Source organism: Corallococcus terminator (assembly GCF_049194865.1).
In the GTDB taxonomy this organism is placed as follows: domain Bacteria; phylum Myxococcota; class Myxococcia; order Myxococcales; family Myxococcaceae; genus Myxococcus; species Myxococcus terminator_A.
Genome location: NZ_JBLZWL010000050.1, coordinates 16,237 through 36,940, shown reverse-complemented (window position 1 = coordinate 36,940; position 20,704 = coordinate 16,237). Strand labels below are relative to the sequence as shown.

At 69.0% G+C, this 20,704-nt stretch carries 17 protein-coding genes; 7 read left to right on the top strand and 10 right to left on the bottom strand.

Annotated elements, in window-relative coordinates; translation table 11 throughout:
* Nucleotides 1-6: 6 nt before the first annotated feature.
* Nucleotides 7-339, top strand: a complete 333-nt coding sequence (gene cyaY, locus ACN469_RS16645) for an iron donor protein CyaY (RefSeq protein ID WP_498769027.1) — start codon at nucleotides 7-9, stop codon at nucleotides 337-339.
* Here cyaY and ACN469_RS16640 read toward each other — a convergent pair.
* The 6 genes from ACN469_RS16640 to secA form a co-directional block, all read right to left on the bottom strand.
* A complete protein-coding gene (locus ACN469_RS16640; protein WP_498769026.1) occupies nucleotides 327-1,319 on the bottom strand; it encodes a diguanylate cyclase in 993 nt (330 codons plus the stop codon). The genes cyaY and ACN469_RS16640 overlap by 13 nt on opposite strands.
* Nucleotides 1,319-1,876, bottom strand: a complete 558-nt coding sequence (gene frr, locus ACN469_RS16635) for a ribosome recycling factor (protein ID WP_498769024.1) — start codon at nucleotides 1,874-1,876, stop codon at nucleotides 1,319-1,321. Before frr ends, ACN469_RS16640 begins: the two co-directional genes overlap by 1 nt.
* 43 nt (nucleotides 1,877-1,919) lie before the next feature.
* Nucleotides 1,920-2,672: a UMP kinase gene (gene pyrH / locus ACN469_RS16630; RefSeq protein WP_498769022.1), complete on the bottom strand. Its 753-nt coding sequence runs from the start codon at nucleotides 2,670-2,672 to the stop codon at nucleotides 1,920-1,922.
* Between the two features lie 210 nt (nucleotides 2,673-2,882).
* The gene (gene tsf / locus ACN469_RS16625; protein WP_498769020.1) at nucleotides 2,883-3,536 is read right to left on the bottom strand and encodes a translation elongation factor Ts; all 654 of its coding nucleotides are present in this window, start codon (nucleotides 3,534-3,536) and stop codon (nucleotides 2,883-2,885) included.
* A gap of 160 nt (nucleotides 3,537-3,696) precedes the next feature.
* Complete coding sequence (rpsB, locus tag ACN469_RS16620) at nucleotides 3,697-4,635, bottom strand: 30S ribosomal protein S2 (protein ID WP_498769178.1); 939 nt, start codon at nucleotides 4,633-4,635, stop codon at nucleotides 3,697-3,699.
* Nucleotides 4,636-5,071: 436 nt separating this feature from the next.
* Nucleotides 5,072-7,915: a preprotein translocase subunit SecA gene (secA, locus tag ACN469_RS16615; protein ID WP_498769018.1), complete on the bottom strand. Its 2,844-nt coding sequence runs from the start codon at nucleotides 7,913-7,915 to the stop codon at nucleotides 5,072-5,074.
* 355 nt (nucleotides 7,916-8,270) lie between these two features.
* On the opposite strand from secA, the gene rlmM reads away from it, so the two are divergent.
* Together rlmM and ACN469_RS16605 are read left to right on the top strand one after the other, a co-directional pair.
* Complete coding sequence (rlmM, locus tag ACN469_RS16610; protein WP_498769016.1) at nucleotides 8,271-9,293, top strand: 23S rRNA (cytidine(2498)-2'-O)-methyltransferase RlmM; 1,023 nt, start codon at nucleotides 8,271-8,273, stop codon at nucleotides 9,291-9,293.
* A gap of 49 nt (nucleotides 9,294-9,342) precedes the next feature.
* On the top strand, nucleotides 9,343-10,053 hold the full coding sequence (locus ACN469_RS16605; RefSeq protein WP_498769014.1) for a nucleotidyl cyclase domain-containing protein: 711 nt from the start codon (nucleotides 9,343-9,345) through the stop codon (nucleotides 10,051-10,053).
* 102 nt (nucleotides 10,054-10,155) lie between these two features.
* On the opposite strand, the gene ACN469_RS16600 is transcribed toward ACN469_RS16605, so the two are convergent.
* The 4 genes from ACN469_RS16600 to ACN469_RS16585 all read right to left on the bottom strand — a co-directional run bounded on the left by ACN469_RS16600 (nucleotide 10,156) and on the right by ACN469_RS16585 (nucleotide 17,292).
* On the bottom strand, nucleotides 10,156-11,064 hold the full coding sequence (locus tag ACN469_RS16600) for a M23 family metallopeptidase (RefSeq protein WP_498769012.1): 909 nt from the start codon (nucleotides 11,062-11,064) through the stop codon (nucleotides 10,156-10,158).
* Nucleotides 11,065-11,279: 215 nt separating this feature from the next.
* On the bottom strand, nucleotides 11,280-12,077 hold the full coding sequence (locus tag ACN469_RS16595; RefSeq protein ID WP_498769010.1) for a Stp1/IreP family PP2C-type Ser/Thr phosphatase: 798 nt from the start codon (nucleotides 12,075-12,077) through the stop codon (nucleotides 11,280-11,282).
* 60 nt (nucleotides 12,078-12,137) lie between these two features.
* Nucleotides 12,138-13,877: a DNA repair protein RecN gene (recN, locus tag ACN469_RS16590; protein WP_498769008.1), complete on the bottom strand. Its 1,740-nt coding sequence runs from the start codon at nucleotides 13,875-13,877 to the stop codon at nucleotides 12,138-12,140.
* A 148-nt stretch (nucleotides 13,878-14,025) separates the two neighbouring features.
* Nucleotides 14,026-17,292: a DEAD/DEAH box helicase gene (locus ACN469_RS16585; RefSeq protein ID WP_498769006.1), complete on the bottom strand. Its 3,267-nt coding sequence runs from the start codon at nucleotides 17,290-17,292 to the stop codon at nucleotides 14,026-14,028.
* Between the two features lie 135 nt (nucleotides 17,293-17,427).
* Here ACN469_RS16585 and ACN469_RS16580 point away from each other — a divergent pair, with 135 nt between their 5' ends.
* From ACN469_RS16580 to ACN469_RS16565, 4 genes are all read left to right on the top strand, one after another.
* Nucleotides 17,428-18,414 carry a 2-hydroxyacid dehydrogenase gene (locus tag ACN469_RS16580; protein ID WP_498769005.1) on the top strand — a complete coding sequence of 329 codons (987 nt, stop codon included), beginning with the start codon at nucleotides 17,428-17,430 and terminating at the stop codon, nucleotides 18,412-18,414.
* A complete protein-coding gene (locus ACN469_RS16575; RefSeq protein ID WP_498769003.1) occupies nucleotides 18,411-18,965 on the top strand; it encodes an adenine phosphoribosyltransferase in 555 nt (184 codons plus the stop codon). Before ACN469_RS16580 ends, ACN469_RS16575 begins: the two co-directional genes overlap by 4 nt.
* A 117-nt stretch (nucleotides 18,966-19,082) precedes the next feature.
* Nucleotides 19,083-19,925 carry an alpha/beta fold hydrolase gene (locus tag ACN469_RS16570; RefSeq protein WP_498769001.1) on the top strand — a complete coding sequence of 281 codons (843 nt, stop codon included), beginning with the start codon at nucleotides 19,083-19,085 and terminating at the stop codon, nucleotides 19,923-19,925.
* Between the two features lie 86 nt (nucleotides 19,926-20,011).
* Nucleotides 20,012-20,620 carry a TetR/AcrR family transcriptional regulator gene (locus tag ACN469_RS16565; protein WP_498768999.1) on the top strand — a complete coding sequence of 203 codons (609 nt, stop codon included), beginning with the start codon at nucleotides 20,012-20,014 and terminating at the stop codon, nucleotides 20,618-20,620.
* Nucleotides 20,621-20,704 lie beyond the last annotated feature (84 nt).

Genomic DNA, 20,704 nt, shown 5'->3' with positions numbered 1-20,704 from the left:
GCGGCCATGATGGACGAAGCCCGTTACAATCAGCTCGTGGCCACGGTGTTCAAGCGGATGATTGCCGCCGCGGACGCCATTGACCCAGACCTCCTGGAGGCGGAGAGCACGGGTGACATGCTCACCCTCACCGCCCGCTCCCGGGAGAAGTGCATCGTCAACACCCAGCGCGCCGTGAAGCAGATCTGGGTGGCGGGACGAGGCCAGGGCATCCACTTCAGCTACGACGAAGCCCGTGGCACCTGGAACGACGACAAGGGGCGGGGCCTGGAGCTGTTCCGCTTCGTCGCCGACGTCGTGCACGACATCAGCGACGTGGACTTCGTCTACCCGTCCTGAGTCCGGCTGGCGGCATCGTGGGCCACTTCCACCCAGTCACCTCCGGCCGCCTGCGCGCGCCGTAGCGCGTCTCCCGCGTCCTTCAAGAGCCCGCCGAAGCTGACCTGCTGCCCCGGGGCGCCCGGCGGCGCGCTCTTGTTGCCGGCGGGCGGCTCGGACACGGCCACGCCCACGGAGGCGGTGCCAGGGGGCAGGCCCTGGACGGCCTTCAGCTTCTCCCGCAGGCGCTCCGCCACCACCCGCGCACCCGAGCGAGGCGTGTGCGGCAGGAAGACGACGAAGCGGCTGTCCGCGAAGGGCACCGCCACGTCGATGTCGCGCACGCCCTCCACCAGCAGGCCCAGCGTCTCCGCCAGCGCGCCCCGTCTCGCCATGGGTGACAGCGCCGCGGCGCGCTCCGTGAAGCGGTCCACCTCCACCATCAGCAGGGCGATGGGATAGCGGTAGCGCCGGCTGCGCTTCACCTCCATCAGCATCAGCCGCTTGAGGAACTCGAAATCCGCCGACGTGCCGCCCGTGGACGAAGACGGCTCCGGCCGGGTGACGCGTCGGGCCTCGGGCTCCACCACCGGAGCTGGGGGCGGCACGGGCACGGAAGGCGCCACGGCGACGCGCCGGGCCTCCTCGCGTTGCACCAGGAGCGAGACACACGTCAGGACGGTGGCGCGCTTGAGGGGCCCCACCAGGCTGCCGTCCGCGCCGGCCTGGGTGGCACGCTCGTCGGCCTGTTCCTCGTCCGGCGGGTACACCAGCAGCACCGGGACTTGGAGCCCCTGGGCACGCAGGCTCCGGCACAGCGCCTCTCCATCCAGCGGCCCCAGCCCGGAGGCCAGGACCACCGAGGGTGGCCGCTCTCGCGAGACGCGCTGCGCCTCGTCCGCGCTGGCCACCCAACTCACTTCGTGGCCGGCTCCCTCGAGGAACCGGCGCAAGACACCCGCCACCGGAGCGGCGGGTTCGGCGAGGAGCACGAAGGCCATCAGACCTCCATGACCTCCTTCTCCTTCTTCTTGATGATCTCATCCACCTGGGTCACGCCGCCGTCAGTCTCCTTCTGGACCTTCTCGGAGATGCGCTTGTGGTCGTCCTCGGTGATCTTCTTGTCCTTCAACTGCACCTTGAGCGCCTCGTTGGCGTCACGGCGGATGTTGCGAATGGAGACCTTGTGGTCCTCGCCCTTCGTCTTCACCTGCTTGGCGATGTCCTTGCGGCGCTCCTCGGTGAGCGGCGGGAAGGGCAGGCGAATCAGCTCCCCGTCATTCATGGGTTGGACGCCGAGGTTGGCCTCGCGCAGGGCCTTCTCGATTTCCTTCAGGACGGTCTTCTCCCACGGCTTGATGATGATGAGCCGGGGCTCCGGGGAGCTGACGCTGGCCACGCCGGACAGCGGGGTCGGCGTGCCGTAGTAGTCCACGCGGATGTTGTCGAGGATGTTGATGTTGGCGCGCCCGGTGCGCACCTTCGTCAGCTCCCTCTTGAGGTCCTCGAGCGTCTTGTCGATACGGCCCTTCAATTCGACGACGATGTCTCCGCTCATATGCGAGCTCTCCTTGAACACGAGTCGGGATGAATGCGAGAGGTCAGGCCCAGACCGTCTCGTTACCGCCCACGACGGTACCAATCTCTCCGCCCCCCAGCACCGCGCGCTGGATGTTTCCCGGCACGGTGAGGTCGAAGACGATGATGGGCAGCTTGTTGTCCATGCACAGCGAGATGGCCGTGGAGTCCATCACGTTGAGGTTCTGCTTCAACACGTCCATGTACGTCAGCGTGCGGTAGCGGCGCGCCGTCGGGTCCTTCTTCGGATCCGCGTTGTAGATGCCGTCCACCTTCGTCGCCTTGAGGATGACCTGGGCGTTGATTTCCATGGCGCGCAGCGACGCGGCTGTGTCCGTCGTGAAGTACGGATTGCCCGTGCCCGCGGCGAAAATCACCACCCGCCCCTTCTCCAGGTGGCGCACCGCGCGCCGGCGGATGTAGGGCTCGGCGATCTGCTCCATCTTGATGGCGGACAGCACGCGCGTGTGCAGGCCCTTCTTCTCCAGCGCGTCCTGCATGGCCATGGAGTTGATGCACGTGGCCAGCATGCCCATGTAGTCGGCGCTGGCCCGGTCCATTCCCTCCGTCGCGCCCGCCACGCCGCGGAAGATGTTGCCTCCGCCAAGGACGAGGGCCACCTCCACGCCGGCCGCCGCGAGCTTGATGACCTCGTCGGCGATGCCACTGAGCGTGGGTGGGTGGATGCCGTACTTCCCTTCTCCCATCAGGGCCTCACCCGAGAGCTTGAGGAGGATGCGCTTGAAGCGGAGCGGTTGGGTCGTGTCGGAGGACATGCGCGTCCGCTTCTATCCCCCGCCTGCCGCCATATCAACGCCCGAGTCGGACACCCCTGCTCACATCGTCCAATGCCAATCGCCCGGAGGGGCCTCGAGGGCCCGCAAAGGCGAGGGCCGCGTCCCCCGCCCCCCTAGGGGGTACGGAGCGCGCGGCCCTCGAGGCCCGACAGCAAGCCCTTCATGGCCCGGGGAGGGCCACGAGGTGGCTCAGCCCTGGCCCAGCGTCTTGGCGACTTCGGCGGCGAGGTCGTCCTTCTTCTTCTCGATGCCCTCACCCACCTCGAACCGGACGAAGCGGCGCACGGAGACCTTCTCGCCAATCTTCGCGGCGCGCTCGGTGATCATGTCACCGAACTTCTTCTTGTCGTCCTTCACCCAGAGCTGGTCCACGAGGCAGACCTGCTCGTAGAACTTCTCCATCTTCCCGACGAGGATCTTGTCCAGCATCGCCTCGGGCTTGCCCTGCTGCTTGAGCAGGTCGCGCTGAATCTCGCGCTCCTTGTCCATGTTGTCCGTCGGGACTTCCTCGCGGCGGACGAACTTGGGGCTGGCCGCGGCGATCTGCATCGCCACTTCCTTCACCAGCTCCTGGAAGTCGGGGTTGCGAGCGACGAAGTCCGTCTCGCAGTTGACCTCCACCAGCACGCCGATACGGCCGCCGTGGACGTACGTGCCGACGAGGCCCTCGGCCGCGACGCGACCTTCCTTGCCCGCCGCCTTGGAGATGCCCTTCTTGCGCAGCCACTCCTCGGCCTTGACGAAGTCGCCACCGGTCTCGGTGAGCGCCTTCTTGCAATCCATCATGGGCGCGTTGGTCCGCTCGCGCAGTTCCTTCACCATCTGGGCCGTGATTTCGGCCATGTTCGGCTCCTGTCTCCACCGTCACGAGGGCGCCAGGCGCCGGGCGGAGCATCGGGGTTCAAGGGGATACCGCTACAGCCAGAAAACAGTGACGGCCGGGTCGCAGGCATTCTGATGCGCCACCCGGCCGCCACGAAACCTGAGGTACAGCGGGAGGCGACTACTCCTTCGCCGCCTCGCCACCCTCGGCGGCGACAGGCTCGGCCGCGGGCTGCTCGGCCACGACCGGCGCGCCCTTCATCTCCACGAGCGGGCCACGGCGCTCGCCGCCACGGTCACCACCGCGGTCGCCACCACGGCGATCCCGGTTGTCACGGCGCGGGCCACGGCGGTCGTCACGATCACGGCGGTCATCACGGCCCTCACGCTCCTCCTGCTCGTCGCGCTCCGCCGCGCCCGAGGCGCGGTAACGGGCGGCGCCCTCGATGCAGGCCTCGGCGATCTTCGAGGTGAAGAGCTTGATGGAGCGGATGGCGTCGTCGTTGCCGGGAATCACGAAGTCGATGCCGTCCGGATCGCAGTTCGTGTCGACCAGGCCAATCACGGGGATACCCAGGCGGGTCGACTCGTGGATGGCGATGTGCTCCTTCTTCGGGTCGATGATGAAGACGCAGCGGGGCAGCTTCGACATCTCCTTCACGCCGCCCAGGTTCTTCTCGAGCTTCTCGCGCTCGCGCTCCAGGGAGGCGACTTCCTTCTTGGGCAGGCGGTCGAACGTCCCATCCTCGGCCATCTTCTCCAGCGTCTTCAGCCGGTCGATGCCCTGCTTGATGGTCTTGAAGTTGGTCAGCGTGCCACCCAGCCAACGGCTGGTGACGAAGTACTGACCGGCGCGAGCGGCCTCCTCGCGGATGACGTCCTGCGCCTGCTTCTTGGTGCCGACGAACAGCACCGTGCCGCCACGGGCCGTCACGTCCGCCACGAAGCGGAACGCCGAACGGGCCATGGAGACCGTCTTCTGCAGGTCGATGATGTAGATGCCGTTACGGGCACCGAAGATGTAGGGCTTCATCTTCGGGTTCCAGCGCTTCGTCTGGTGGCCGAAGTGAACGCCGGCCTCCAGGAGCTGCCGCATCGTGATGCCGCCGGCGGCGGCCATGGCCTGCTGCTGCGTCTGCGTTTCCTGCGTGTCGATCGACATGGTGTTTCTCCGGTTATTCCGCCACACCCGGGTGTTGCTCCGGCCGTGACTTCCGAAGTGAGGTCCCCTCTTTTCGGAGGAGTCCTCCACTCACGGGAGCACCGGCGACCGGCACGGGCGTGTGTGAAGTGGGTACGACTCGGGGTCAACACCCCCGGCCCCAGACTACGAGGCGGGGGGTCCTTAACAGAACCCTTCCCGACGGCGCAAGCTTCGCCTCACCGCCCGTGGTGGGAAGAAGGCTCGTGCTCGCTCCCCTGCCCTCCTGGCCCCCATTCCAGGGCCCCGGGGGCTGACCCGAGCGCGGGAAAGAGGACCGGCGCGGCCCGCCGTCCGACAACCCCGGACGACGCCGCGCCGGCGCCCTACTCCTGACGTCCCCGAGAAGGGCCGACTAGACGCTGGCTTCCGCCGCGCCGTGGCACTTCTTGTATTTGCGCCCGCTGCCGCAGGGGCAGGGGTCATTGCGGCCCACGCGGGGGCCCTGCTGGGCGGCCGGCGTACGGGCCGCCTCGGCCACGGAGGCCTCGTCCAGCTTGCCCTCCGCCGTGCCACGGCCTTCCACCGCCTTGCGCTGCTGCTGGGCCAGCTGGCGCTGGATGCGGACGGCCTCTTCCTCCGCGCTGGTGGCGGAGCGGGGCTGCACGCGCATGAGCTGCGAGACGAACTGCGCCTTGATGGCGGACAGGGTCTGGATGAAGCCCTGGTAGCCCTCGCGCTTGTACTCCTGCTTCGGGTCCTTCTGGCCGTAGCCACGCAGGCCGATGCCCTGGCGCAGGTGGTCCATGCCCAGCAGGTGCTCCTTCCAGAGCCGGTCGATGGTCGCCAGGTAGTTGTACTGGAGGAAGCGCAGGAAGTTCTCGCCGAACTCCTCGTCCCGGGTGCGGAAGACCTTCTCCGCCGCCTTGTAGATGTGGTCCTGGAGCTCGTCGCGGTTGCCGACGCCCTCGAAGCCCATCTCCAGGTCGAACGTCTCCTTCACGTTCTTCGACAGGGCGTCCAGGTCCCACCCGTCCGAGCCCTTGGTGGGCGCGTACGTGTCCACGGTGGAGACGATGACGTCCTCCAGCGCGTCCAGGACCATCTCCTTGAAGTCCGCCCAGCTCACCATCCGCTCGGAGCGGCTCTTCACGCGCGTCTTCGCGTCCTCGGTGAACTCCACCAGGGGCACGCCCGCGCCCGCGGCCAGCACCTGACGACGCAGCTTGTAGATGGTGCGCCGCTGCTGGTTCATCACGTCGTCGTACTCGAGCAGGTTCTTGCGGATGTCGAAGTTGTGTCCCTCGACACGCTTCTGGGCCCCTTCAATCGCGCGGGACAGCCAGATGTGCTCGATGACCTCGCCCTCCTCCATGCCCAGCCGCTCCATGAGGCCCTGGATGCGCTCCGAGCCGAAGATGCGCATCAGGTCATCCTCGAGCGAGAGGAAGAACCGGCTGGCGCCCGGGTCACCCTGGCGACCGGCGCGGCCGCGCAGCTGGTTGTCCACGCGGCGCGACTCGTGGCGCTCGGTGCCGATGATGAACAGGCCGCCGGCCTTCATCACCTCCTCGCGCTCCTGCTTCGTCTCCGTCTCCAGCTTGGCCTGCGCGGCGACCAGGCGCTGCTCCCAGTCGGCCAGCTCCTGCTGGTAGGCCACCATCGGGTCCACCTGCGGCGCGGCGCCATCCGCCGGGGGAGGCAGGGGCGCGGGGGCCTCCGGCGCGGGGCCCACGGAGGCCTTGGCGAGCACCTCCGCGTTGCCGCCCAGGAGGATGTCCGTTCCACGGCCGGCCATGTTGGTGGAGATGGTGACGGCGCCCTTGCGGCCCGCCTGCGCGACGATGTCCGCCTCGCGCTGGTGCTGCTTGGCGTTGAGGACGTTGTGGGGGACGCCACGCTTCTTCAGGAAGTTGGCGACCACCTCGCTCTTGGCGATGGACACCGTGCCCACCAGCACCGGCTGCCCGTTCTTGTGCAGCTCTTCAATCTGCGCGGCGACGGCCTCGAACTTCTCGCGCTCCGTCTTGTAGACCACGTCCTGCTGGTCCTTGCGGACGTTGGTGCGGTTGGTCGGGATGACGCGGACGTCCAGGTTGTAGATCTTCGCGAACTCCTCCGCCTCCGTGTCCGCGGTGCCCGTCATGCCGGACAGCTTGGTGTACATGCGGAAGTAGTTCTGGAACGAGATGGTCGCCAGCGTCTGGTTCTCGTTCTCGATCTTCACGCCCTCCTTGGCTTCAATCGCCTGGTGGAGGCCGTCGGACCAGCGGCGGCCCGGCATCTGGCGACCGGTGAACTCGTCGACGATGACGACCTCGCCGTCCTTCACCACGTAGTCCTTGTCGCGCTTGTAGAGCGTGTGCGCGCGCAGGCCCTGCTCGACGTGGTGGAGCGTCTCGATTTCGCCCGGGTCGTAGAGGTTCGACACGCTCAGCCGCTTCTGCAGCTTTTCGATTCCGTCGTCCGTCAGGGACACCGAGCGGTGCTTCTCGTCCAGGGTGAAGTCCTGGTCCGGGACGAGGCCGGGGATGACCTGGTCCACCCGGTAGTACTTGTCCGTGCTGTCCTCGGTGGGACCGGAGATGATGAGCGGGGTGCGGGCCTCGTCGATGAGGATGGAGTCCACCTCGTCGACAATCGCGTAGTTCAGCTCGCGCTGGACGTAGTCCTGCAAGCGGAACTTCATGTTGTCGCGCAGGTAGTCGAAGCCGAACTCGTTGTTCTGCCCGTAGGTGATGTCCGAGCGGTACGCTTCCTGGCGCTGCTTGTCCGACAGCTCGTGGAGCACGCAGCCCGTCGTCATGCCCATGAACTTGTAGACGCGCCCCATCCACTCCGCGTCGCGGCGGGCGAGGTAGTCGTTCACCGTCACCACGTGCACCCCGCGCCCGGACAGGGCGTTGAGGTAGCAAGGCAGGGTGGCCGTCAGCGTCTTGCCTTCACCGGTGCGCATCTCCGCGATGCACCCCTCGTGCAGGAACATGCCGCCGATGAGCTGGACGTCATAGTGACGCTGGCCGATTTCGCGGCGCGCGCCTTCACGGATGAGCGCGAAGGCCTCGAAGAGCATGCTGTCGAGCGGCCTCCCGTTCTGAATCTCCTGCTTCAGCCGAGCCGTCTCGGCAGGAAAGTCCTCGTCCTTGAGGGCCCGCATCCGGCTCTCCAGCTCGTTGATGCGGATGACCTTCTCGCGGGCCTTCTTGAGCTCGCGCTCATTCTTGGTCCCGATGAGCTTCTTCAGCGTCCATTCGATCATTCGTTGACTCTCTCGCGGCCGGAGAATCCTCGAAGGACGGCGGCGAGTGAAGGGAAATCCCTGGAGATGTAAGGGAGGCTTGGTGGGAAACCACGCGCGCCTCTTGAAACTTCCTCTCGGCCGGTTGCCCAGCGCGCATCGGTTCAGAGTAAAGCGGAACGGAGCCCACGCAATGTCCCCTCCGCGAAATCCCCGCCGCCGGCCTGCCCGGGGCACCCCCTCGAAGTCCGCTCCTCGCCCTGGCCGCCCGGCGCCGCCTCCCCACCGCAAGCCCTCCCCCGCCCAGGGCGGGAAGGCCCCTGCACGCACCGCGCCGCCCCCGCCCCCCGCCCCACCGAGGGCGCGCATTCCCCCCATGCCCGCACAGACGCAGCCACCCCAGGCGGGGCGCTGGCTGTGGACCTGCCGGGCCGGCTTCGAGCCCCACCTCTTCGAGGAGCTGGCCTGGGCGGGCATGGCCCCTCGCCTGCTCGGCGAAGCCCTGGTGGAGAGCGACTCGCAGCCCGGGCTGGTCCCCGCCTTCGCGCGCGCCGCCTGGCGGGTCGTCGCCTCGCTCCCTCCTGGCACCCCCGAGGCCCACGCCGACGCGGCGGCCCGAGCCATCCTCGCCCTGCCTGGAGCGGGCCCCTGGGTCCTCCAGTCCTTCACTCCCGACAGTCCCCGGGGCAACACGCTGGCTGCCTCCGCGGAGGCCCTGGAGGCGGCGGTGCGCGCGCGACTGCCAGCGGAGCGGCTGCTCGAGGACGCGGAGCGCGCCCGGGAGTCCGGCGCACGGCTGGTGACGCTGTGCGTGGCCCCCGACGGCGTGACGGCCGTGGGCGCCGTCTCCGCGCGGGAGGCGCTGTCGCTGGCCCCCGGTGGGCGGCGGCGGATGCGCCGGGAGGTCGAGTCCCCTTCTCGCGCCGCGATGAAGCTGGAGGAAGCGCTGGACGGACTGGCCTTCGAGCCGGGCCGGGGCGACGTCTGCGTGGACCTGGGCGCCGCGCCCGGAGGGTGGACGCAGCGACTGGTGGCCCGGGGCGCCAAGGTGGTGGCGGTGGACCCGGCGAAGCTGATGCCCGAGCTGGCCGCGAATGGCCGGGTGAAGCACATCCAGGAGAGCGCCTTCTCCTACGCCCCCGAGGAGAGCGCCGACTGGCTCTTCTGCGACATGGCGTGGCGTCCGCTGGAGGTGGCCCAGCTGCTGGCCAAGTGGGGGCGCCGGGGCTGGGCGAGCCACCTCGTCGCCAACATCAAGCTGCCCATGAAGGACAAGAACCCCGTCCTCTTGCGCGTGCGACACACGCTCGTGGAGGAGGGCGGCTGGGAGGGCCTCACCGTCCGGCAGCTCTACCATGACCGGGATGAAGTGACGGTGACGGCCCACCGACTGCGCTGACGGGAAGCCCCTGCGCGGGGCCGCGCGACGCGCTAGAGATGCGAGTCAGATGCCCTACCCGCTCGACGACGCCACCGCCACCGCCCTCATCGCCCTCCACCCCTGGGTGCTGACCCGCAGCCCCCAGGCGCCCGTGCAGGCCGCCGTCGAGGTGCTCCTCCAGGCCGAGCAGGCCCGCCGAGGCCACCCGGACCCGAAGACGGGCGCGCTCCAGGTCCCCGCCCTCACCCAGGGCAGCCTCCTGAAGGAGGAGTACGACTTGTCCACGCACGCGCACCACGACGGCTGGCGCGTGGGCGCCGTCATCGCGGACGTGAAGGAGATGATCTCCCTCAACGCCCGCTTCGGCTTCGCCATCGGCGACGCGATTCTGCGCGCCACCGTGGAGTCGCTCGCCGCGCAGTACCCGGGCGCCAAGGTGATTCGCCTGCACCCGGACGCCTTCGCCGCGCTGCTGGTGCCCACCTCACAGCTCACCGTGAGCGCGGACCTGGCGGGCCCCACCCACGAGCGCCTCTCCCGCGACGTGCGTCGGGTGCTCCCCGAGGGCACGCCCGACACGGAGGCACTGAGATGGACGGTGAGCCTGCTGGAGGTGACGGTGGACTCGCCCTCGCACTGGCAGGTGCTGGGGCCCCTGCTCTGGGCGGAGCTGGAGCGCGCTCACGTCATGCAGCGCAGCGGACGCGCGGACGGACTCCAGCAGCGACGGCTCCGGCTGGACGCCTCCATCCCGGGGCCCGCCACGCTCTCTCGCTGAAGAAGGGAAGCCAAACCTCCCAGGGGCGAGCCAGCAGGCCCGACATCCCTGGGACAACCACCCTCCCGAGCCGGGCTCGGGAGGCACTCCTCACCCCGAGGACTACTCCTCGAGGATGAACTTGCGCGGGTTCTGGGGGATGCCGTTGACGCGGACCTCGTAGTGCAGGTGCGGTCCGGTGGAGCGGCCGGTGTTGCCCACCGCGGCGATGAGCGCGCCGCGCTTCACCCGGTCTCCAGCCTTCACCAGCATCTTCGCCAGGTGGCCGTAGCGCGTCTTGATGCCGTAGCCGTGGTCCACGACGATGACGTTGCCGTAGCCACCCTCCAGGCCCGCGAACACCACCGTGCCGTCCGACGGAGAGAAGACTTCCTTCCCGTGGGGCGCGGCGATGTCGAGACCCGCGTGCATGACGCGGTCGGCGGTGTACGGGTCCACGCGCTGACCGAAGTCGCTCGTCACCCAACCCCGGGCGGGCCAGACAGACGGCGTGGAGGCCAGCAGCGACTTCTGGTCCTGGAAGTACGCCTGCAGTTCCTGGAGGCTCTGCTCCTGACGGGTGGCCTCCGCGCTCAGCTTGTCCAGGCGGCCCATCAGCAGCTTGGGCGTCTCCGTCGTGGTCAGCTGGGTGAACTGGGTGTCCGTCGCGGGCACCCGCTCAGGCTCCGTGGGGCCCATCGCCAGGTTGCGCTGCGGATCCGACAGCAACGTCATCGCCCGGAGCTTCTGGTCGAAACGCTCCACCCGATCCAACGTGGAGCCGATGTGCTCGATTCGCTCCCGCACCGACTTGAGCTGCGAGCGCAGCGTCAGGTTCTCCTCGCGGAGGATGCGGTTCTCGGAGGCGTCCGCCGCCACCTGGAAGTAGTGGATGCTCGCACCCGCGCTCAGTCCCACCACCAGCATCAACCCCATCCCCACCTGCATCAGGAACGAGCGTTGGATGGTGTACCGCTTCACCGGCGCGTCATGGTCCGGGATCACCATCAACGTGAAGGACTTTTTCGCCACGGGACAGCTCCCTGCTTGCGTGGGACATCCGGCGCCAGAAGCTAAGTCGCTCCGTGTCGCCCAACACCTCCCCCCACCGCCACACCCCGCCGACTTCGTCTCCGGGCGACGTCTGCCCGGATTGGAAACGTTTGGGCAGCTACCATTCAGTTTCCAAGAGTGTCAAGGTCAACAGTGACCTGACGCGGTGTTTGTCGGCCCCGGGGCCGGGTACCTCAGGGGGCGACCCGCACCACGATGACGGTGATGTTGTCGTCGCCGCCGCGCTCGTTGGCGAAGTCGACGAGGCGCTTGGGCACGTCCTCGAAGCGCTGGGCCTGGGCCACCACCTCGTGGATTTCGCGGTCCTCGAGCATGTTGGCGAGGCCGTCCGAGCACAGCAGGAACACGTCGCCGGGCTCCGAGACGAGCCCCATCACGTCCACCTGGACTTCCTCTTCGAAGCCCACCGAGCGGGTGATGATGTTCTTGTATCGGGAGTGCTTGGCCTCCTCCGGCGTAATCATCCCGGCCTTGATCTGCTCGTTGACCAGCGAGTGGTCCTCGGAGATCTGCTGGATGAGGTCGCCTCGGATGAGGTACGCGCGGCTGTCGCCCACGTGGGCGAAGAAGGCGTGCTCCTCGCGCACCACGAGCGAAATCACCGTGGTGCCCATGCCCGACAGCCGTGGGTCTTCCTGCGCCGCCGTGTAGATGGCGAGACACGCCTTCTCCACGGCCGTGCGCAGGGCCTCTGGTATCGGTGAGTCCTGGAGGTTCGGCACGGACAAGAATGGGTTGTCCTTGCCCTCCCGAGCCCGTCTGAGCTCCTTGTCGATGGTCTCGACGGCGATGCGCGACGCGGTACCGCCGCCGGCATGGCCGCCCATTCCATCCGCCACGACGTAGAGCTGCAGCTCATCGTCGATGAGGAAACTGTCCTCGTTGTGATTGCGTTTCCGCCCGACGTCCGTCAGGCCAGCGGAAACGACTTTGAGGCGGGAGGCCGCGGTCAGCCCTGCGGTGTTGGACACACCAATGATGCTATGTGAGACCCACCGATGGGGCAAGGACACGGATGACCTTGCAGTGCGTCAAGCCAATCTTCGGAGGCGGCCACGGGGTCCGCCCTCGGGTCCGGACTCCCTGCGGGTCCTCGGCGCCCCCAGGGAACGGTGGGCCGAGCGCACCAGAGCCTCAGCGGCCCCCAGCGCCTCCCGCGTCACCTCCATGCCGGACATCATCCGGGCCAGCTCTCGCGTGCGGTCCGCGCCCGCCGCCAGAACAGTCACCTGGGAGACGGTTCGCTCCGCCTTCACTGCCTTGCGGATGAGCAGATGGGCGTCCGCGTAGGCCGCCACCTGGGGCAGATGGGTGATGCAGAGCACCTGACGGTGACCGCTCACCTCCTTGATCATCCGCCCCACCACGTCGGCAATCGCGCCGCTGACGCCCGCGTCGGCCTCATCCAGCACGTAGCAGCCACACGCGTCGCTGCCCGCCAGGGCCCGCTTCAGGGCCAGGAGCAGCCGGCTCGCCTCGCCGCCCGAGGCCACCTTCGCCAGGGGCCTCGCCGGCTCGCCGGGGTTCGCGCTGAAGAAGAACTCCACCTCGTCCAGGCCGTCCGGACGCAGCGTGTCCCCGGGCGTCACGCGCACCTCGAAGGCCGCCTTGCCCATGGCCAGGTGCCCCAGGCCCTCGCGTACCTGCGCGGAGAACTCCACCGCGCTCGTCGTGCGAGCCTTCGACAGCGCCCTGGCCGCCTTGCGCGCCCGCTCCTCCACCTTGCGCCGCTCCGTGGCCAGCTCCTCCAGCACCTCCTGGCGGTTCTCCAGCGTGCCCAGCTCGGCCTCGATTTCGCCGCGCTTCTTCAGCACGCCCTCCAGGTTGGCGCCGTGCTTGCGGCACAGCCGCTTGAGGCCATCCAGCCGCTCGTCCACGTCCGCCAGCCGCGTCGGGTCCGACTCCAGCCCCTCCACGTACCGGTTGAGCCGCCGGTGCGCCTCCTCCAGCTCCGACAGGGCCGTGCTCAGCGACTGGGCCACCGGCGAAAGCGTCGCGTCGCACTTCACCGCGTCGTGCACCAGCCCCAGGGCGCGGCCCACCGTCTCCAGCGCGGAGGCCTCTTCCCCGGCCACGAGCAGCTCCGCCTCGGCGCCCAGGCGCCTGAGCTTCTCCGCGCTCGACAGGCGCTTGCGCTCGGCGTCCAGCTTCACGTCCTCGCCGGGCTCCGGGTCGATGCGCGCGATTTCGTCGAGCTGGAAGCGCAGGAACTCCGCGCGATCCCGCACCTTCGCCTCGTCTCCACCCAGGGCGTCCATGCGCGCGTCCACCTCCCGCAGCGCGGAGTACTCCCCGAAGTAGGTCGCGAGCGCCTCCTCCACCTCCCCGTACCTGTCGAGCAGCACCCGATGCAGGCCCGAGTCGAAGAGGCTGACGTGCTCGTGCTGCCCCGCCAGGTCCACCGCCCCTCGCGTCAGCTTGGCCAGCACCCCCACCGTGACGAGGGCGCCGTTGACGTAGACCTTGCCCCTTCCGGTGCGCCCCAACACGCGGCGCACCAGCACCTCCTCGCCCAGGTCCGGAAGGCCCAGCTCCTCCAGGCGCGCGCCCAGCACCGGCGTGCGCGCGAAGACGCCCTCCACGGACGCCTCCTCGCAGCCAGCGCGGATGACATCCGCGTCCGCCCTGCCTCCCAGCAGCAAGCCCAATGAATCCACGAGGATGGACTTGCCCGCACCTGTCTCACCCGTGAGGACGGTGAGGCCGGCGCCGAACGCCACCTCCACCTCCTCGATCACCGCCACGTTCGAAATCCGCAGACCCAGCAGCACGCGCGCCCTCCAATGTCCGTACGACGGCCCTGGCACTGAACACCCTAGCAGGTCCCTCTGACACTGCACAGGCGTTCCGGCCGGCCGCACGGATGGGGGGCGGGTGGGAGGCGGGGTTCCGTCGGAACCCCAACCATCCCCTCCGACTTCAGGAGTTGTTCTCGGTGAAGAGCTCCTGGATGTCCGACTCCGTGAGCGTCCTCGCCATCTCGTCGCCCTCGCCACCGAGCACTCCGGCGGCCAGGTCTCGCTTGCGACGCTGCAGGGAGAGGATCTTCTCCTCCACCGTGCCGCGAGTAATCAGCTTGTAGCTGATGACGGCGCGCGTCTGACCGATGCGGTGCGTGCGGTCCGTGGCCTGGTCCTCCACGGCCGGGTTCCACCACGGGTCGAAGTGGATGACGTAGTCGGCCGCGGTGAGGTTGAGGCCGGTGCCACCCGCCTTCAAGGAGATGAAGAACAGGGGCGGGCCGTCCGGGCGGTTGTACTCGTCCACCTTGCCCATGCGGTCCTTGGTGCGACCGTCCAGGTAGAGGTAGCGCAGGCCCTTCTTGTCCGCCTCCGCCTTGAGCAGCTCCAGCATCTCCGTGAACTGGCTGAACACCAGGGCCCGGTGGCCTTCCGCCACCAGGTCCTCCACCAGCTCCAGGAAGCGCTCGACCTTGGCGCTGGGCGGCAACAGCGTGCCCGGGGGCATCTTGAGCAGGCGCGGATCACAACACACCTGCCGCAGCCGCATGAGCGCGGCCAGAATCGAGACGCGGCTGCGCTTGAAGCCGACCTTCTCGATGCTCTCGCTCACCTTGCGGCGGCTCTCGTCCATCACCTCGCGATAGAGGGCGGCCTGCCCCGGCTCCATCTCGCACCAGGCGACGCTCTCCGTCTTCGGCGGCAGGTCCTTGGCCACCTCCGTCTTGAGGCGACGCAGGATGAAGGGCTGGATGCGCCGGCGCAGCCTGTCCCTCGCGGAGGCGTCGTTCGCCACCTGGATGGGCTGCTCGTACCTGTCGCTGAAGCTGTCCGCGGTGCCGAGGAAGCCCGGCATGAGGAAGTCGAAGATGCTCCACAGCTCCGACAGCCGGTTCTCCAGCGGCGTACCCGTGAGCGCCAGGCGCGTGTCGCTCGGAAGCGACTTGCACGCCTGCGCCGTGGCGCTGTCCGCGTTCTTGATGTTCTGCGCCTCGTCCAGAATCACGAAGCGGAAGCCCACCTGGGACAGCTGGTCCAGGTCCCGACGCACCAGCGCATAGGACGTGAGGACCAGGTCCATCCCCTTCAAGTCCTCCGCGCGCTCCTTGCGGTCCTGGCCGTGCCACACCATGGCCTTGAGGCCCGGCGTGAAGCGCTCCGCCTCGCGCTCCCAGTTGGCGAGCACGCTGGTGGGCGCGACGACGAGCGACGGCTTGCGCCCCTCTTCGTTGGCCATCTTCTGCAGGAGGCTGAGCGACTGCACCGTCTTGCCCAAGCCCATGTCGTCCGCGAGGATGCCGGACAGGCCATGGCGGCGCAGGAACCAGAGCCAGGACAGGCCCGCCTCCTGATAGTGCCGGAGCGTGGCATGGAGCCCGTCGGGCACCGCCACCTTCGGAACACCCGCCGTCTCGCGAAGCTCCAGCATCGCCTGCCGGGCCTTCGCCTCCACCTCGGTGAACTCACCCAGGTCCGCGAGCAGGTCCAACGCCACCGCCTGATGCAACGGCAGCCGCGTGCGGGACCGGCCCGGCAGCGCACCCGCCTCTTCGAGCAGGTCCGCCACGCGCTTGATTTCGGCGGGGTCCGCTTCGGCGAACGAACCGTCCTTCAGCGGCACGAACTTGCGGCCGGAGTCCAGCCACATGCGCACCGCGCCCAGGTCCACCGCCTGGTCGTCGGTGACGAACTCGGCGTCCAGGTCGAACCACTGCACGCCGCTCATGCCCACGCGGATGCGCGGCTTGAGCTTCGGACGCAGCCGCACCTTGGGCGCCTGCACGCCGAAGCGCTCCCACTCCGCCGGCAACGAGGCCAGCCCGCGCGCCCAGAACTCCAGCGCCACGTCGCCCGTCGCGTCGAACACCTGGGCCTGCGGCTCGAAGCGCAGCCCCAGGTCCAGCAGCAGCTTGCCCGCGGCGCGCTCCAGGTCCTCTCGACGGCGGTACAGCTTGCGGCTGTCCCCGCCCACGCCACTGGCATAGCCCAGGTGCGTGGCCGTGGGAGACACCGGCGCCGTCGTCTGCCCGTAGCGAGCGGCCAGCTGCACCTTCACGCGCTCCGGAGTGCCCTCGAGCGTCAGCACGAAGTGCGGCTCCACCGCCTCGTCCACCTCGATGTCGTCCGCCTTCAACGACATGCGGAAGCGAGGCAGGTGCGCGGCGAAGAACGTCAGCACCCGGTCCAGCTGTCCCGATGGGAAGGACATGCTGGGCTCCAGCAGCCACTTGCGCAGCAGCCGGGGCGGGAAGTCGGGCTCCACGGGGTGGAGGTTCTGCGCCTGGATGACCCAGGTGCGACGGCCCGACAGGATGATGACGTCCTTGAGCGAGTAGCTCAGCCCATCCGGGAAGAGCAGCTCGATGCGCGCCGTGGCGCCATCCGGCCTGGACTCCAGCCGAATCTGCGGACGGATGGGCACCTCCGTGTTGATGAGCGCCGTGCCCCGGTAGATGACCCGCCGCTGGCGCAGCAGGTCCATCGCCTCGCTCAGCTCCTCGTCCGACAGGACGATGCGCGAGTCGTAGCGATGCTCGTGACGGGACAACGCCATGAAGACGCGCTCGTCGGCCGGGGAGATGCGTCCCCCCGTCTGGAGGGTCCGCTTGACGTGGATGGGGCCCTTGGTCTGCGCGTCCTGACGCCGCACGTCCACGACCCACTGGCGACTGCCAGAGTTCGTGTTCGCCGCTGTCAGCCGGTAGAAGAACTCGTAATCCGGCTGCGAGGACAGGCCCAGCCAGCTCTCCACCTTCGCGAGCGCTGGCAGGTTGACGGCGTCCACCGGGGGGCCTTCCGGCTCCACGGGGACCTCGTTGTCCACCACCTCGTTGTTGCCGTTGGGCGCGGTGGATTCGACAGGGGTGGCCACCACCGGCTGGGGGCGGGGCGGTGGCCTGAAACGCGCGGCGTAGATGAGCGCGGCGGCCACCACATGCTTGCAGTGGGGACCATCGACGTTCCACGACCGACACGTGCAGGTGGACGTGGCTCGACCATCCGCCAGAGCGAGCACGACTTCATAGCGCTCGCCCGTGGAGCCGGCGACCTGCGCGCGGATGTGATCCCCTTCACGTTGAAGCCCGAAGACGCGGCGGGACTCCGCCACCTCCCGGCCCTGCTTGAAGATGGTGGGTTGAACTTCAGCCTTCAGGGCCCTGAGCCACTGGGTGTCCTGAGGAGGGAGGGCGTCTCGGATGTCGGCGGTGGATTGCACGGCTGGCACAGGCCCCTGGCTCCTAAGCGCCGGGGAACCCCTGCCACTAGCACAGCAAGAGGGCTCCCGCTCGCGGGAAATGTGGATGAGTCGGCCAGCGGAAGCAGCCACCGACATCAGGCTATGAGACCATCAACGCTCGCCATGGCCCGGACCGTCCGCCCCCGTGTCTTCGTGACCCGCCAGCTCCCTGGAGAGGCCCTCGGCCGACTGAGCAGGCTCGTGGACCTGTCCGTCTGGGAGGAGGAACTGCCACCTTCCCGTGACGCACTGATGACCCAGGCAGCCCTCGCCGAGGGGCTCGTCACCCTGCTGACGGACCGGGTGGACGCCCGCCTGCTTGCCTGCGCACCGGGGCTCCGAGCGGTCAGCAACGTGGCCGTCGGCTACGACAATATCGACGTTCCGGCCTGCACCGAGCGGCGCGTGGCGGTCGGAAACACCCCGGGCGCCCTCACGGAGACCTCCGCGGACTTCGCCTTCGCCCTGATTCTGGGGCTGGCCCGACGCGTGGCGGAGGCGGACGCCTTCGTCCGGGCGGGCAAGTGGCGGACCTGGAGCCCCACCCTCCTCCTGGGCACCGACGTGTATGGCGCCACCCTGGGTATCGTCGGCCCGGGGGCCATCGGCGCGGCGGTGGCCCGGCGGGCCCGGGGCTTCGGGATGCGCATCCTGTACGTCAGCCGCGAGCCGAAGCCCGCGCTGGAGGCTGAAACCGGCGCCCGCCAGGTGGACAAGGCCACGCTCCTGGCCGAAGCGGACATCCTCACCCTCCATGTCCCGCTGACTCCCGCGACGAGACACTGGGTGGGCCGCGCGGAGCTGGCGGCGATGAAGCCGGGGGCGCTGCTCGTCAACACGGCGCGCGGCGGGGTGGTGGACCCGGACGCGCTCATCGACGCCCTTCGCGAGGGAAAGCTGGGCGGGGTGGCCCTGGATGTGACGGAGCCCGAGCCCCTGCCCCCGGACAGCCCGTTGATGACCCTGCCCAACGTCCTGCTGGCGCCGCACATCGCCAGCGCGTCACATGCCACCCGGGGGCGCATGGCCTCCATGGCGGTGGACAACCTGCTGGCCGCGCTGGAGGGACGGCGGCCACCCCATTGCGTCAACCCGGAGGTCTTCGAATGACCGTGCCCGCCGTGAGCATCCCCGACACCACCCTCGTCGCCGACCTGAACGCCCGCCTGCGCGACGTGCCCGACTTCCCCAAGCCCGGCATCGTCTTCAAGGACATCACCCCCGTGCTCGCCGACCCGCGCCTGTTCGGCCGGGTCATCAACGCCATGGCCGCGCCATTCCAGGGCCAGCACATCACCAAGGTCGTCGGCGTGGAGGCCCGCGGATTCCTCCTGGGTGCCCCCATCGCCCTCGCGCTGGGCGCCGGCTTCGTCCCCGCGCGCAAGCCCGGCAAGCTGCCCCACCGCTCCATCGTGGAGCGCTACTCACTGGAGTACGGCGCGGACGGCATGGAGATGCACGAGGACGCCATCCTCCAGGGCGAGCGCGTGCTGGTGGTGGATGACGTGCTCGCCACCGGTGGCACGGCGGAGGCCACCGCGAAGCTGGTGAAGCGATTGAATGGAGAGCTGGTCGGCTTCAGCTTCCTCATCACCCTCGAGTTCCTCGCCGGCCACCGTCGCCTGGGGCACGACCAGGTGATGACGCTGCTGACGTTCTGACGAAGCGTCCCGGCAAGTCCGAGCGGCCCGGGCCTCCATCCCTTCCCCGCCCGCCTGCTGCCGCACCCGGCGCCCATGTCCACCTGAAGAAAGAAGCCTCGTTCCACAGGGGGAGACATGTCCGAGGTGCGCTCCGCTGGCGGTGCCCGCATTCGCTATGACGACGTCGGCCAGGGAGCGCTCACGCTGCTCTTCATTCCTGGCTGGTGCACCCGCCGCGACGTCTTCACCCCGCTGATTCCCCTCTGCGCCGAGCGCCACCGGGTGCTCAGCGTGGACCTGAGAGGCCACGGAGAGTCCGAACACGGCGAGGGCGACTTCGACAGCGGCACCGTGCTCGAGGACCTGCTCGCCGTGGTGGAGGCCAGCGGCGCGAAGAAGGTAGTGCCGGTAGCCATCTCCCACGCGGGCTTCTGGGCGCTGGAGCTGCGGCGCGAGCTGGGCGCGGAGCGAGTCCCCCAGCTCGCCCTGCTGGACTGGATTGTCACCGAGCCGCCTCCGCCGTTTCTCGCGACGCTGCGAGGCCTGATGTCGGAGCGCTGGGGACGCACGCGGGACGAGCTGCTTCAAGAGTGGACCCGGGGCGTGGAGAACGAGGCCGTCCTGCGCTCCATCCACGAGGACATGCTCGAGTTCTCGGAGGAGATGTGGGCCCGGGCCGCGCGCGAAATCAGCGCCGCCTACTCGCGGGAGGGCTCGCCCCTGCACGCGCTCGCTGGACTGAGCCCCTCGACGCCGACCCTGCACCTGTACTCGCAGCCGGACGCACATGACTACCTGGAGACCCAGGTGGCCTTCGCCGCCACGCATCCGTGGTTCCACGTCATGAAGCTGCCCGCCGTCAGCCACCTGCCCACGCTGGAGGTGCCGGAGCTCGTCGCCGTCGGAATCCAGGCCCTCATCTCCGGACGCAGGACCGCCGTCAGCACGAGCCACATGGACCTCGGCCCCCCAGGCTGACCCTCCCCCCCGCCGGCCCAGGAGCGATTGACACCACAGCCGTGCCTGTTTATAAGTTGGTCACACAACCAATAAACAAGGCGACCATGCCCCGTCCGTCCAACACCGAGGAGCGCCGACAGCAAATCGTCACGGGCCTGCTGCGGGTCATGTCGGAGCGCGGCTACGAGCGGGCCTCGGTCAACGAAATCGCGAAGGCGGCGGGGCTGAGCCCGGGGCTGGTGCACTACCACTTCAGCGACAAGCAGGAGATCCTGCTCGTCTTGGTGGCACAGCTCGCGGCGCGGGCGCGGGAGCGGGTGGCGAAGCGCTTCGAGCGGCTCGCGGCCGACAACGCGCGCGGCCGCATCGACGCCTTCCTGGACGCGCTCCTCGCGACGGGAGAGGACGCGGACACGAGCGCGGTGGCGGGCTGGGTCACCATCAGCGCGGAGGCGATTCGTCAGCCGGAGGTTCGCGCCGCCTACGAGCAGGTGGTGCGCGCGGACGTGGAGCAGCTCGAGGCGCTGGTGGCGGCGCTGGTGGGCAAGCGCAAGGCGCGGGCGCTGGCGGCGGGACTCTTCGCCGCGGTGCAGGGCTACTTCGTCCTCTCGGCCAGCTCGCCGGGACTGGTGCCGGCGGGCTCCGCCGCGAGCACGGTGAAGCACATGGCCGCGGGCCTCCTCGACACCTCGGCGGCGAAGGAGGGCGCATGAAGACCTCCACGGACAACCTCCGCACGAGCAACACACTCCACTCGGACAGCACGACGAAGCTTGGGGCCGAGCGGCTCACGGGCA